At 43.5% G+C, this 13,504-nt stretch carries 12 protein-coding genes; 8 read left to right on the top strand and 4 right to left on the bottom strand.

Annotation, left to right across the window (positions count from 1 at the left end; all coding sequences use genetic code 11):
• Nucleotides 1-131: 131 nt before the first annotated feature.
• Together recN and nadK are read right to left on the bottom strand one after the other, a co-directional pair.
• On the bottom strand, nt 132-1,796 hold the full coding sequence (gene recN / locus MCT08_RS11765; protein WP_274678463.1) for a DNA repair protein RecN: 1,665 nt from the start codon (nt 1,794-1,796) through the stop codon (nt 132-134).
• A gap of 123 nt (nt 1,797-1,919) precedes the next feature.
• Complete coding sequence (gene nadK, locus MCT08_RS11760) at nt 1,920-2,804, bottom strand: NAD(+) kinase (RefSeq protein ID WP_168523034.1); 885 nt, start codon at nt 2,802-2,804, stop codon at nt 1,920-1,922.
• A 143-nt stretch (nt 2,805-2,947) separates the two neighbouring features.
• On the opposite strand from nadK, the gene grpE reads away from it, so the two are divergent.
• From grpE to dnaJ, 3 genes are all read left to right on the top strand, one after another.
• On the top strand, nt 2,948-3,547 hold the full coding sequence (grpE, locus tag MCT08_RS11755) for a nucleotide exchange factor GrpE (protein ID WP_053310360.1): 600 nt from the start codon (nt 2,948-2,950) through the stop codon (nt 3,545-3,547).
• Between the two features lie 395 nt (nt 3,548-3,942).
• Nucleotides 3,943-5,850, top strand: a complete 1,908-nt coding sequence (gene dnaK / locus MCT08_RS11750) for a molecular chaperone DnaK (RefSeq protein WP_053310358.1) — start codon at nt 3,943-3,945, stop codon at nt 5,848-5,850.
• A gap of 296 nt (nt 5,851-6,146) precedes the next feature.
• Nucleotides 6,147-7,292 carry a molecular chaperone DnaJ gene (gene dnaJ / locus MCT08_RS11745; protein WP_274678462.1) on the top strand — a complete coding sequence of 382 codons (1,146 nt, stop codon included), beginning with the start codon at nt 6,147-6,149 and terminating at the stop codon, nt 7,290-7,292.
• Nucleotides 7,293-7,368: 76 nt separating this feature from the next.
• Here dnaJ and MCT08_RS11740 read toward each other — a convergent pair whose 3' ends face one another.
• Complete coding sequence (locus tag MCT08_RS11740) at nt 7,369-7,800, bottom strand: type IV pilin protein (protein ID WP_274678680.1); 432 nt, start codon at nt 7,798-7,800, stop codon at nt 7,369-7,371.
• 102 nt (nt 7,801-7,902) lie between these two features.
• Here MCT08_RS11740 and MCT08_RS11735 point away from each other — a divergent pair, with 102 nt between their 5' ends.
• From MCT08_RS11735 to MCT08_RS11715, 5 genes are all read left to right on the top strand, one after another.
• On the top strand, nt 7,903-8,403 hold the full coding sequence (locus MCT08_RS11735; RefSeq protein ID WP_053310355.1) for a GspH/FimT family pseudopilin: 501 nt from the start codon (nt 7,903-7,905) through the stop codon (nt 8,401-8,403).
• Nucleotides 8,381-9,001, top strand: a complete 621-nt coding sequence (locus MCT08_RS11730) for a PilW family protein (RefSeq protein ID WP_254068132.1) — start codon at nt 8,381-8,383, stop codon at nt 8,999-9,001. Before MCT08_RS11735 ends, MCT08_RS11730 begins: the two co-directional genes overlap by 23 nt.
• Nucleotides 8,998-10,251, top strand: coding sequence for a hypothetical protein (locus MCT08_RS11725; RefSeq protein WP_274678461.1), 1,254 nt, complete (start codon nt 8,998-9,000; stop codon nt 10,249-10,251). The genes MCT08_RS11730 and MCT08_RS11725 overlap by 4 nt, the downstream gene beginning before the upstream one ends.
• Nucleotides 10,241-10,654 (top strand): type IV pilus modification PilV family protein, encoded by a 414-nt coding sequence (locus tag MCT08_RS11720; protein ID WP_261926535.1) that lies wholly within the window; start codon nt 10,241-10,243, stop codon nt 10,652-10,654. The genes MCT08_RS11725 and MCT08_RS11720 overlap by 11 nt, the downstream gene beginning before the upstream one ends.
• Nucleotides 10,655-10,999: 345 nt before the next feature.
• Nucleotides 11,000-12,559, top strand: a complete 1,560-nt coding sequence (locus tag MCT08_RS11715) for an AbgT family transporter (RefSeq protein ID WP_168780629.1) — start codon at nt 11,000-11,002, stop codon at nt 12,557-12,559.
• A gap of 70 nt (nt 12,560-12,629) precedes the next feature.
• Here MCT08_RS11715 and fghA read toward each other — a convergent pair whose 3' ends face one another.
• Nucleotides 12,630-13,472, bottom strand: coding sequence for an S-formylglutathione hydrolase (gene fghA / locus MCT08_RS11710; protein ID WP_274678460.1), 843 nt, complete (start codon nt 13,470-13,472; stop codon nt 12,630-12,632).
• Nucleotides 13,473-13,504 lie beyond the last annotated feature (32 nt).

Genomic DNA, 13,504 nt, shown 5'->3' with positions numbered 1-13,504 from the left:
TTTGCTAATAAGTTTTAAAACTTGGCTGATAATAAACAAGCTCACGGCAGAAGTAAAAAGCTGACTGAACTACGAGCTAATTGAGACCGTGAATTTTGAGTTTAGTTGCAAACCGAGAAGAAAAAACGAACTTAAGCTGCGATCAATAGCTCTTTAGCATTGGCTAGGGTTGACTCCGTAATTTTGCTTCCCCCCAATAATCTCGCAAGTTCTGTAATGCGTTGTTCAGTGTCTAAACGTTTCATTTGGGTTTCGGTTTTTCCTGCCTTGGCTTGCTTACTCACAAATAATTGCTGATGGCCGCAACCAGCGACTTGTGGCAGGTGAGTAACGCACAGTACCTGTGTTGATTCACCTAGTGTTCTTAACATTCTTCCGACAACGGCTGCCGTTGGGCCGCTGATACCCACATCTACTTCATCAAAAATTAGACTTGGCGTGTCCACTTTTTGAGCGGTGATCACTTGGATAGCTAATGAGATTCGAGATAGTTCACCACCTGATGCCACTTTGGCAATGGGTTGCAACGGTTGCCCTGGGTTGGTTGAAACTAAGAAGGTCACAGTATCAAAACCTAATGGTGATGGATGTGTCGTTTCATGTTTAACTTCGATGCAAAATTTAGCTTTTTCCATGCTCAATTCATGCATACTTTGGCTAATGAGTTTATCTAACTCTTTAGCGTAACGGCTACGAGATTTATGCAGTTTGTCAGCAACGACAACAAAGCTTTGGTAGTGTTTTTCGACGTCCATTTCTATTGCTTGCAATTTTTCTTCAGAGCAATCGAGTTGTTCGATCTGCTTTAAAAGATCTTGATGATGCTGATACAGATTTTCTGCCGCAATATGATGTTTACGAGAGATAGACATGACTTTTGAGTAACGTGCTTCGACATAAGCCATACGTTCAGGGTCTACGTCGATGCTGTCTAAATAATGTCTTAGCTCGCTATTGGCTTCTTCTAACTGGATCATCGCTTCTGCCACCATATTAGGTAGTTGGGCGAGTTTTGCGTCTAAACCTGCAAGTTCATTCAATGAGCTGATTGTTGACTGTAGTATGCCAAGCGCATTCACTTCTTCACCTTCGTAGATGAGTTCGATCGCTTGTTGGCAAAGCGTGGCTAGGTCACCACTGTTAGATAAGCGTTTATGCTCTTGCTCTAATTCATTGAACTCTTCTTCGCCGATAGCCAATTCGTTTAGCTCTTTAATTTGGTATTCCAAAAGTTGTATTTGAGCTTGATTTTGCTGACTATTTTCTTTGAGTTGGTTAAGTTGATTATCGGCTTGACGCCAAGCTTGATAGGCTAACCTTGTTTCTTTTAACAAGCTAATATGGCCTGCATACTGATCAAGCATGACCATTTGATGTTCACTTTTCATTAATTGGTGGTGAGCATGTTGGCCATGGATATTGATCAACAGTTGTCCGAGTGCTTTTAGTTGAGAAAGCGGAACTGGGCTACCGTTAATGAAAGCGCGTGAACGCCCTTCTTTGGTGATAATTCGACGTAAAATACACTCTTTATTATCGAGCAGATCATTGTCTTCTAACCAACGCGTAGCATGTAGATTATTATCCAAAATAAAGGCAGCGCTGACTTCGGTTTTTTCTTCATCTTGTCTGACCATGCCGGCTTCTGCGCGGCCACCAAGACAGAGGCTAAGCGCATCAATGGCAATCGACTTCCCTGCACCGGTTTCGCCAGTAATGGTTGTCATTCCTTTGGAAAGCTCTAACTGCAATGATTTAACGATAGCAAAATTATTCACACTTAAATGAGCCAGCATTTTATTACCTGTATAATTGAACAATACTGTATAAGAAAACAGTATAACCTGTTTTTTTATACAGTAAAGTTGCTCAGGTCATTTTATTTTTGCTAGCAAGAGAATTGTGAAGTACTTCTTAATTTAAAATAGCTTACTCGACCAGCCCAATTTTTCCCGTAATACATGGTAGTAACTGTAATCTTTAGGGTGGATCAGCCTTAAGATATTAGGGCTTTGATAGATATGAATTTCGTCACCTGGCGAGACAGGTAAAGAGACTTGCCCATCACAGCTTACTTCTTGTGTGCCCCTGTTATCTGGTGACACGATAAGCTTAATTTTACGGTTACCATCGACAACCAGTGGGCGGCTAGAAAGTGTATGCGGGAACATTGGCACTAAAGTGATGGCATTAAGGCTTGGCGATAAAATTGGCCCGCCTCCGGAAAGTGAATAAGCCGTTGAGCCTGTTGGGGTTGAGATAATGAGACCATCAGAACGTTGTGAGAAAGCAAAGCTATTGTCAATATAGACCTCAAATTCAATCATTCGCGCAACTTGCCCTGGGTGAAGTACTGCTTCATTAAGTGCGGTGTTATGGCTTTTCACTTGCCCGTGGCGATGAATTTCCGCTTCGAGTAAAAAGCGCTGCTCTTCTAGATATTCGCCATTAAGCACCGCTTGCAGCCGTTGCTGAAAATCTTCTGGGTTTAGGTCTGTTAGAAAGCCTAAATTTCCGCGGTTGACACCAATAACCGAAATATCAAACCGTGACAGTACTCGAGCAGCACCAAGCATGTTGCCGTCACCACCGACGACAATGGCTAAATCTGCTTTTTTACCAATATCCAATAAGCTTGCGAAATGCTCGGCAGGGACACCATCTAAAATGTCACTCAGTCTGTCATCGACAAAGACTGGATATCCGATTGAAGTTAACCACTGGTAAAGCTCTTTATGCGTATGTATGGCTTGTTGATCGCGCGGTTTTCCAATGATAGCTATCACTTCAAATGGTTTTTTCATAGGTTTTCCCAACTAATTAGGCTTGAATCAGGATTCATCATCCCCATAATAAAGGCAAGTTATGCCTTTGTGCGAATTTTTGTGTGTTTAACGTGCGGATACTTGCCGTGTTAAGCGCAAAATAGTTGGATTCTGGAGATATCATGAGCAACGAAAAAAACACCATGAAAGAAGAAGAGCTACAGCAAGATGTAGTAGAGCAAGAAGCTGAAGCTGTGGGTACTGAAGCTGATATCGATTGGAACGAAAGCGTTGAATTGGATGAGCAAGAAGCCAAAATTGCTCAATTAGAAGCCGCGTTACTATCGAGCGAAGCAAAAATTCAAGAGCAGCAAGATACGGTTCTAAGAGCAAAAGCTGAAGTTGAAAATATGCGTCGTCGCTCTGAAGCCGAAGTTGATAAAGCGCGTAAGTACGCCTTGAGCCGCTTTGCAGAAGAGTTATTACCAGTACTGGATAACCTAGAGCGCGCTATTCAAGCGGCTGATGCTGACAATGAAGTGATCAAGCCATTGGTTGAAGGTGTCGAGCTTACGCATAAAACGTTTGTTGGCGTAATTGAAAAATTTGGTCTGAAAGAAATTAATCCAGAAGGCGAAGTATTTAATCCTGAATTCCACCAAGCGATGTCGATCCAAGAGAGTCCTGATCACGAGCCGAATACGGTGATGTTTGTGATGCAAAAAGGCTATGAACTTAATGGGCGCGTTGTTCGTCCGGCAATGGTGATGGTTTCGAAATAATCATTTTTAATTCATTGGTGCGCAATTTAGTTATTGTTTCTCCATGATGTTATTTAAGAGTGATGATTTGCAATCAAGTTTTGGCTTGTTTGCTGTACAAGGGAGGCTAAGGCCTCTCTTTTTAATGAGTAGATGTTTGATAGAAGAAAACTCATGGTTTATGTCGTTATGCCTAGCGCGTATTCCTGTATTCATCGGCACGAAGAAGAGTTTAGATATAAAAATCGTAATTTTTTTCAAATTTGCCCTTGAAATGGTTTTTAGCGCCCCTATTTATTGGGCATACGAGAAACAAACATCCTTGTTTAGTTTGTGAGCCAGGGTTGAAACCCTGTTCTCCAGCCCCATATTGGGGATAGTGAAAAACAAAATAGAATTTATTTGGAGATAGCCAGATGGGTAAGATCATTGGTATTGACTTAGGTACTACTAACTCTTGTGTTGCTGTTTTAGATGGCGACAAACCTCGCGTAATCGAAAACGCAGAAGGTGAGCGTACAACGGCATCGGTAATTGCATATACAGATGGTGAGACGCTAGTAGGTCAGCCTGCAAAACGTCAAGCGGTAACAAACCCAACCAACACGCTATTTGCAATTAAGCGTTTGATCGGTCGTCGTTTTGAAGACGAAGAAGTACAACGTGACATCGAAATCATGCCTTACAAAATTGTAAAAGCTGATAACGGTGATGCTTGGGTTGAAGCAAAAGGCCAGAAAATGGCGGCTCCTCAAGTTTCAGCTGAAATTCTTAAGAAAATGAAGAAAACAGCTGAAGACTTCCTAGGTGAAGAAGTCACTGGCGCAGTAATTACTGTTCCTGCTTACTTTAACGATGCTCAACGCCAAGCAACAAAAGATGCTGGTCGTATTGCTGGTCTAGACGTTAAACGTATCATCAACGAACCAACGGCTGCTGCTCTAGCATACGGCCTAGACAAGTCAGGCGGCGATCGCGTTATCGCAGTTTACGACCTTGGTGGTGGTACATTTGATATTTCAATCATCGAGATCGATGAAGTTGAAGGCGAGAAAACATTTGAAGTTCTAGCAACTAACGGTGACACACACCTTGGTGGTGAAGACTTCGATAACCGCTTGATCAACTACCTCGTTGATGAGTTCAAAAAAGAACAAGGCATCAACCTGAAAACTGATCCGTTAGCAATGCAACGTGTTAAAGAAGCGGCAGAAAAAGCGAAAATTGAGCTTTCTTCAGCTTCTCAAACTGACGTAAATCTGCCTTACGTAACGGCAGATGCAACGGGTCCTAAGCACATGAACGTTAAAGTAACGCGTGCGAAACTAGAATCTCTAGTTGAAGACCTAGTACAACGTTCACTTGAGCCTCTAAAAGTTGCTCTAGCGGATGCTGACCTATCTGTAGGTGACATTACTGATGTTATCCTCGTTGGTGGTCAGACTCGTATGCCAATGGTTCAAGCGAAAGTGGCTGAGTTCTTCGGTAAAGAAGCTCGTCGTGACGTGAACCCTGATGAAGCAGTAGCGGTTGGTGCGGCAATTCAAGGTGGTGTACTAGCGGGTGATGTTAAAGACGTACTATTGCTAGACGTTACTCCTCTATCTTTCGGTATCGAAACGATGGGTGGTGTAATGACTAAACTGATTGAGAAAAACACAACCATCCCAACCAAAGCGGATCAAGTGTTCTCAACAGCTGAAGATAACCAAAGCGCAGTAACGATTCACGTTCTTCAAGGTGAGCGTAAGCAAGCGACTTACAACAAGTCTCTTGGTCAGTTTAACCTAGAGGGTATTCAGCCTGCGCCACGTGGTATGCCGCAAATTGAAGTAACTTTCGACCTTGATGCTGATGGTATCTTGAAGGTATCAGCGAAAGACAAACAAACTGGTAAAGAGCAGAAGATTACGATCCAAGCTTCAGGTGGTCTGTCTGATGAAGAAATCGAGAAAATGGTACAAGAAGCAGAAGCTAACAAAGAAGCGGACAAGAAGTTCGAAGAGTTAGTGGTTGCACGTAACCAAGCTGACCAAATGATTCACGGTACACGTAAGCAAATTGAAGAAGCGGGTGATGCGCTTCCTGCTGACGATAAAGTGAAAATTGAAGCGGCGATTACAGAGCTAGAAGAAGCGAAGAAAGGCGAAGATAAAGAAGCTATCGACGCTAAAGTTCAAGCTTTAATGGCTGCTGCTCAGAAGTTGATGGAAATCGCTCAACAGAAAGCTCAAGCACAGCAAGCCGGTGAAGGCCAGCAACAATCAGCAGAAGATGATGTTGTAGATGCTGAGTTTGAAGAAGTTAAAGAAGACAAGAAGTAATTCTCTTTACTAGAGTTGCCTAATTTAGGTGTTAGAAGTGCGATAGAGATAACGCACTTCCTCCTAAATCAAGCTATCTAGTTTTGAATCAAGATCCTTGTCTGGACTATTCTTGCGGGCGTTTGAGGTAACTCTTACGCCCGTACGTTTGTAAGTCATAATCAAAAACATTGGTGTCTATCTAACTAAAAGTGTCTTTTTAATTTTAGTTCATTAGAATCTAGAGCCATTAGTTAGATTGATATAAACACCGAACGATATTTGTCGTTTGCAGTAATAAATTGGTGACGAAGAACATGTCAAAACGTGATTTTTACGAAGTATTAGGCGTTGGCCGAGATGCCTCTGAGCGCGATATTAAAAAGGCGTATAAACGCTTAGCAATGAAGTTTCACCCTGATAGAAATCAAGGGGATGCAAGCGCTTCGGATAAGTTTAAAGAAGTAAAAGAAGCGTATGAAATTTTAACTGACCCACAAAAGAAAGCCGCTTATGATCAATATGGTCATGCAGCCTTTCAACAAGGCGGCATGGGCGGTGGTGGCTTCGGTGGCGGTGGTAGCGCAGACTTCGGCGACATTTTCGGTGATGTCTTTGGTGATATCTTTGGCGGTGGTCGCCGTGGTGGTGGCCAAGCTCGTGCACAACGCGGTGCAGACTTACGCTACAACATGGAATTATCGCTAGAAGAAGCGGTTCGTGGTTGTTCGAAAGAAATTGAAATACCAACACTAGTGCATTGTGACAGTTGTGAAGGGACGGGTGCTAAGAAGGGCACGTCGGCTCAGACTTGTGGCACTTGTCATGGGCATGGTCAAGTTCAGATGCGTCAGGGTTTCTTCGCTGTTCAGCAAACCTGTCCAACCTGTAATGGTAAAGGTAAGATCATCAAAGACCCATGTAATGTGTGTCATGGCCAAGGTCGCAAGCAAAAATCGAAAACGCTGAGTGTGAAAATTCCAGCGGGCGTAGATACGGGCGATCGCATTCGTCTGTCCGGTGAAGGTGAAGCTGGGGAAATGGGCGCACCAGCTGGCGATTTGTACGTACAAGTGCATGTCAAAGAGCACAACATTTTTGAGCGTGATGGCAATAACTTGTACTGCGAAGTTCCTGTTAGCTTTACGATGGCAGCGCTTGGTGGGGAAGTTGAAGTTCCAACATTGGATGGCCGTGTTAGCTTAAAAGTACCTGAAGAAACGCAAACTGGACGTATGTTCCGTATGCGCGGCAAGGGTGTGAAAGGCGTTCGTGGTGGAGCGGTTGGTGATTTGATCGTTAAGTTAGTCGTTGAAACACCGGTCAAACTTAGCGCACGCCAAAAAGAGCTATTACGTGAATTTGAGGATACTTGCGGTGGGGATGCAGCGAATAAGCATAAACCTAAATCGGAAGGTTTTTTCAATGGCGTTAAAAAGTTCTTTGATGACTTAACTAGCTAATAGCGCGTTAACAATATGATATTTCAAGGTTCGCAATTGCGGGCCTTGTTTGTTTTTGGCATTCACAAACCATAAGCTATTTCCAACACGTTTTCGGCTCGGCTTCATTATTGGCTGTGAGTGTCATTTTCTTATCACTGAGCAAACATGGGTCTTTATCTTGCCCCTTAGTCGCTTGTGCCGTTGCGGTAATGATATAAGCATGGGTTGCAGAGCTCGCAACAGCAAATAGATAGCGCTCGCTATCACTATCACAAATTAGACATGTTCCTCCTGACATGATCTGACTCCAGTTATAACCATTGTCGTAGTGATGCTCTAGCGTGAGCTGAATTTTCGCCATATCTGCCAATGCGGTTGTCCTATGTCCTTTCAATACATGTTTGCTGTAACTGGGGTAGGCGATAGCCGCTAACAGGCTAATGATTGATACGACGATCAATAATTCGATCAATGTCATTCCTAATCGTCTTATTTTGTTGCCGTTGCAGAGTGAATTTCGAATCATCACGTGGAGTTCCTTATCGATTTCCCGCTCATTTTTATTAGGTGTTAGCATTCGCGCAAGATGAATTTTGTTTCATATTTTATTTACATGGGAGTTTGGGAAATGGCTCGCGGATTTACTCTGTTAGAACTGCTGATCACTGTAATGGTACTTGCCGTTTTACTGTCGGTTGCCGCTCCAAGTTTTACGCGTGTCAGTGAGAGTCAAAAAATGAAGCGCTTAGCTAATGAATTGAATGGATTTGTGATGAATGCTCGTTCAGAAGCGGTGAGAAGAAAAACAGAGTTATGGGCTCATATCGCTATTTCTGGCGCAAGTAATAACAGTGGTGATTGGTCTATCGTGTTAACGGATTCTGCCACAAATCCTGGAGGAACCGTTCTTTCATCCCTTTCTGGAGAGGCTTATAACAATATCGAGGTATCGACAACGTATGTTTCAGAACAGATTAATTTCGATGCAATTAATGGCCGAGCGACTAGCGGCAGTTTTATTTTTACCAGCAGTGGTGGTGCTTTAAAATTAGGATCATTTCGCCTTTCGGGAAAAATGAGAATATGCGCTGTTGGAGGAGACCACTTTGGTTTCAAGGCGTGTTCTTAATTCATTGCAACAAGGCGGGGCTACGTTGATCGAATTTATGGTCGCGTCAGTTATTGGTTTAATGGCTATTGGCATCATTGGTTCGGTATTTGTCACTAGTCAGAGCAGCGCAGCAGAAAGAGGTAAAGAACTACTGCTGCTGCAACAAGTCTATGGCACTTTACAATACTTAAAACAAGACATTCAGCGAGCGGGCTACGCTGGTGATAGTCGCTCCCCTTTACGGCTGCAAGATAGTGATGATCTGGTTTATATTTCGGCGGATGCCAAAACGATTGCTTACGCTTACTTAGATGACCGCCAACCGCCTGAACAAATTCGTAATGTATCACTGAGCTGGGTTTCTGGTGAGTTGAAAGTGTGTGATAGACCGTCGTCAATGGTGACAAAAACAGTGTCAGCTGCGACATCGGGTTGCTCGGCTATTTTTGAACCGCAGCAAATCATGGTGACTAAGTTTCATGTGCAGCAAGTAAGCTTGGCATCATCGGGTGTCAGCTCTGCTTATCTCACTATTTCGATGGCCGCAGCACTAGTTGGTGATCCTAGTGTTTCCCATGCACTTGCAATCAATATTAAGCAGAGGAATTGGCAATGAGGCGAGCGAAGTGGCGAGGGGCAATTACGCTATTAGTCACAGCATTGCTATTGGCTATTACCTTGATGCTGGTTTTGGGCAGTTATCGCGCGACCCTTTATCAAATCAAAAGAGCGCAAAATGAAATTGAAGCAAGGCAAGATCACTGGCGAGCAGAGGGGGGACTTGAGTGCGTTTATACGCAATTTAAACTGGCAGATGGGTTACCTGGCACACTTCAACCTTGTCTATTTACCACACCTGTCGCATTGACCTTAGAACCATTGGCGAACGGCTATTTAGTTTCAGCTCGTTCTCATTACCTTTCTCTTTCCAAAACAATTTTAACGTCTGGTGCCTTACAACCGGGCGCGATGCAATCCAGCGCCGATCTCTATTTTCATTCAAGTGCGACATTTTCAACGCCAGATCCCGGAGCATTAACCGCAGATGGATGGCAATGTATTGCACTTAGATATCGCAGTCGATTTTATGCGGCCGTGGTCGACAACAAGGGTATTGTTCATGGAGTTCCTCCCTACGCCGATTTTAACAATCCGGATGGTAAGGAGTGTATTAACCTTCAAGGTAATGACCATTTATCTTCATTAATTGGTGGTATTGGTGTTGGGCGAGATTTCGTGTTGGATCCTGATGTATCGCCATTTGAAGCATATTTTGGTGTACCTGTTACTGAGCACAATACAGTAAGAGATAGTGGTGAATTTACAGTGATTAGCGGCAGCGGTTCGCCAAAAACTGTTAGCCATTGCGGGACTAAATTGGCAAGTGAAATTGACGCTGGTAATACTCGGGTTTGGTTAGAAGGGGGCTGTGAAATAGAGAGTTCAGAATATAACGCTCTTGTCGATGCTACTCAAACAACGCAGGGGGTGACTATTTTGGTGCATGATGGGTTAATGTCGATAATGGGTAAGCCCGAGTTAGGTGCTTCTGCCCATCCATTCAAAGGTGTGCTATTTCATTTTAATGTAGATTACCAACCGACGGTGGCAGACTGGGCGGCTTTTGCCGCCAATGCTTATTTAAACCATGCATCTAGTCCAATTGAGAACAGTTATCGCACGGCAGCTTCTTATTATCAGCATGGTGCATTTGCAGTGTCGGGTGGGCAGTTTTTTGATGCTGAAGGGCAAGCGGCTATTTTCTTTAATTCGCTAGATTTTCGTTTTAATAAAGATGTGATTGATGAATCAAGGAAACCTTTTAATACCGTCAAATGGCGCAAGGGGTCGTGGAATGATCTCTAAACAAAAAGGTTTTAGCCTTATCGAAGTGATGATTGCTTTTCTATTGATTGGTATTAGTAGCCTAGGGTTAGTGAAACTGCACATTTATGTTGAGCAAAGAGCAGACTTTGCTTTGCATAGTATTGAAGCGCTTCATTTGGCTGAAAATAAACTGGAGTGGTTTCGTACTCGTGGTGCGTCCTCAGCGTTATCTTCAATGACATTAGCAGATTTCTCTGCCGATATTATTGATGGGCAAGATACCTCGCATTCTTTTTATACTTTACGTTGGTCTGTTCCCTCTGTGAGCTTATCGGGCGCATTAAAGAGTATTGATATCGAAGCATCATGGTTTGATCGTCAAGGGGAAAAGCAGTCTGTGAAGTTGCAAACTATGCTCTCAGCATTCAGCGAATTTGATTAATCATTTCCTACTTGGCTGTTATTAAGGTCAACACGCTCTCATGTTTTTTTATGAGGTAACACCGATTGATTCGAGTATTTAATTTTTTGTTAACTCAGCGTTTACTCATAAATGGAATCAATGTTTTTGCGCTAAAGTTATCTATTTGTAGCGCTAATTGATATCTGCTTGTGTGTGGATTGTTGTAGTGTGGTGCTGTTTTTGCAAGTTATGTCTCCATTTTTGCAAAAACACATAGGGTGTTGTGTTTTAGCTTTCACTTTTTTATAGAATTATCGCTAATTATTGGGTCGAAAAACTATTTTACGAAGACCTGCAAATGCAACATCACATATGGAGTTACCAATGAGTAACCAAGCGACACAACAAGCACCATCGCCGAAGCCGAGCGGTATGGATCGCTTTTTAAACTTTATTGAACGAGCAGGTAACAAAATCCCAGATCCTGCTATTTTGTTTTTCTGGGCACTGGTTATTGTTTGGGTTTCATCTGCACTTTTGTCGAATGTTACATTCGATCTTATCAATCCTCGCACGGGTGAAGCACTGCAAGTTAACAACTTACTGACTGGCCAAGCGCTTGCGAGTTTCTTGGCGAATATGGTCACCACATTCACCAGTTTTGCGCCGTTAGGCATCGTTTTGGTTGCCATGCTTGGTGTTGGTGTTGCTGACTCTTCAGGCTTTATCACCACGGGTTTGAAGAAAATGCTGAACTTCACACCCGCTAAGCTTCTTACCCCAATGCTGATTTTAGTGGCTATTGTTTCCCATACTGCCGCTGATGCTGGTTATGTACTGGTCATTCCATTGGGCGGTATTATCTTCCATGCTGCGGGGCGTCATCCATTAGCTGGTATTGCCGCGGCTTTTGCTGGTGTATCGGGTGGTTTTTCAGCGAACTTTATTCCTTCAGGTATTGACCCGCTACTGGCTGGCTTTACTCAAACGGCTGCTCAAGTACTGGATCCTGACTATGTGGTTAACCCGTTAGCGAATATTTTTTTCACCGGCCTTTCATCGATCATCATTGTGGCGATTGGTTGGTACGTGACAGAGAAAATCATTGAGCCACGTTTGGCTAAAATGCCTGTTGATGAAGATGCAGAAACCGCACCCGATTTAGGTACTTTTACTGCGATTGAATCAAAAGCATTTAAGTATGCGGGGTGGGCAATGATTGTTGGTATTGGTTTGCTTGTGGCAGCACTGATCCCTGAAAATTCAGCGCTCCGTTCACCTGATGGTGAGCTCACCGCATTCTCTGCACCAGTGATGAAATCTATTGTGCCACTGATTTTTATCCTATTTATTATTCCGGGCATTGTTTATGGCCGTGTCGCTGGTACTTTTAAAAACAGCAATGATGTCATTAAAGCAATGTCTGCAACGATGGCAACGATGGGCGCGTACATTGTTATGTCGTTCTTCTGTGCTCAGTTCTTATCAGCATTTGGTCAATCGAATATCGGTACTATGTTGGCGTTGTATGGCGCTGAAGGTCTCAAAGCGATGGATCTACCTGGTCAGGCTACGATTGTTGGTATGATTCTACTGACAGCGTGCGTTAACTTGTTGGTAGGCTCGGCGTCAGCTAAGTGGGCATTAATTGGTCCAATTCTAGTACCAATGTTAATGGCGGTGGGGATCTCTCCTGAACTCTCGCAAGCGGCTTACCGTGTAGGTGATTCAGTTTCTAACATTATCTCTCCGCTAATGGTGTTCTTCCCACTGGTTGTGGTTTATTGCCAACGTTATGTGAAATCAACAGGTATTGGTACATTAGCGTCATTGATGATGCCGTTCTCAATTGCAATGCTTATCGGTTGGACGGTTTTCTTGCTGGCTTATTGGGCTTTCGGTATCCCTCTAGGCGTGCAAGCACCATATACTTACAGCATGTAAGTGATGCTTCAAATCAAGTAAAGAAGGCCCGTGATACTGTTCACGGGCTTTTTTGTGGACGATTCGAAGCTTATGGATTGAGATGTTGTACATGGAAGGCTAAATGCTCATCAATGAAACTTTGAATAAAAAAGTAACTATGATCGTAGCCTTTATGCATTCTTAAAGTGAGTGGGCTATTTGAAGCTTGCGCTGCCGCTGCGAGTCGTTCTGGTTTTAACTGCGCGTGTAAAAAAGTATCTTCTTCTCCCTGATCAACCAAAATTGGCAGCTTGGGCGTGTGTGAACTTAAGAGCTCAACCGCGTCATAAGCTTTCCAAGCTTGTTGATCATTACCAAGGTAATGTCGAAATGCTTTTTGTCCCCAGGGACATTGCATAGGGTTACAGATAGGACTGAAAGCGGATATTGATTGATAGCGTGTAGCATTTTTAAATCCAATGGTCAGCGCTCCATGGCCTCCCATGCTGTGTCCTGATATGGCGCGTTTATCATTGACTGGAAAATGTTGCTCAATCAAATCTGGCAGTTCTTGTACGATGTACGAGTACATTTGGTAGTGCTGAGACCAAGGCGCTTGGGTTGCATTGAGATAAAACCCCGCGCCTAAGCCTAAGTCGTAGCAACCTTGTGCATCATCAGGCACTCCTTCTCCTCGTGGGCTAGTATCAGCCGCGACAATCGCGATACCTAACTTGGCCGCCTCTTTGAAAGCGCCTGCTTTTTGCATGAAATTTTCATCGTTACAGGTTAAGCCGGATAACCAATACAGAACCGGAACGGGGTGATGGTCAGCTTGCGGGGGAAGGAAAATGGCGAAACGCATGGTACATCCCAACGCTTGTGATCGATGTGTGTACTGTTTATGCCAGCCACCGAAGACTTTGGCTTGGCTAATATTTTCAATATTCATAGTATGACCTATCAAGCACCTCATTGAGAGGT

It is taken from the genome of Vibrio aestuarianus, assembly GCF_028858425.1.
GTDB classification, from domain to species: Bacteria; Pseudomonadota; Gammaproteobacteria; order Enterobacterales; family Vibrionaceae; genus Vibrio; species Vibrio aestuarianus.
This window is presented reverse-complemented; position numbering and strand designations above follow the sequence as displayed.

What these genes read in the sequence shown, in the direction of transcription:
- recN (WP_274678463.1), bottom strand. Translation starts at nt 1,796, where the DNA reads ATGCTGGCTCATTTAAGTGTGAATAATTTTGCTATCGTTAAATCATTG.
- nadK (WP_168523034.1), bottom strand. Translation starts at nt 2,804, where the DNA reads ATGAAAAAACCATTTGAAGTGATAGCTATCATTGGAAAACCGCGCGAT.
- grpE (WP_053310360.1), top strand. Translation starts at nt 2,948, where the DNA reads ATGAGCAACGAAAAAAACACCATGAAAGAAGAAGAGCTACAGCAAGAT.
- dnaK (WP_053310358.1), top strand. Translation starts at nt 3,943, where the DNA reads ATGGGTAAGATCATTGGTATTGACTTAGGTACTACTAACTCTTGTGTT.
- dnaJ (WP_274678462.1), top strand. Translation starts at nt 6,147, where the DNA reads ATGTCAAAACGTGATTTTTACGAAGTATTAGGCGTTGGCCGAGATGCC.
- MCT08_RS11740 (WP_274678680.1), bottom strand. Translation starts at nt 7,800, where the DNA reads ATGATTCGAAATTCACTCTGCAACGGCAACAAAATAAGACGATTAGGA.
- MCT08_RS11735 (WP_053310355.1), top strand. Translation starts at nt 7,903, where the DNA reads ATGGCTCGCGGATTTACTCTGTTAGAACTGCTGATCACTGTAATGGTA.
- MCT08_RS11725 (WP_274678461.1), top strand. Translation starts at nt 8,998, where the DNA reads ATGAGGCGAGCGAAGTGGCGAGGGGCAATTACGCTATTAGTCACAGCA.
- MCT08_RS11720 (WP_261926535.1), top strand. Translation starts at nt 10,241, where the DNA reads ATGATCTCTAAACAAAAAGGTTTTAGCCTTATCGAAGTGATGATTGCT.
- MCT08_RS11715 (WP_168780629.1), top strand. Translation starts at nt 11,000, where the DNA reads ATGAGTAACCAAGCGACACAACAAGCACCATCGCCGAAGCCGAGCGGT.
- fghA (WP_274678460.1), bottom strand. Translation starts at nt 13,472, where the DNA reads ATGAATATTGAAAATATTAGCCAAGCCAAAGTCTTCGGTGGCTGGCAT.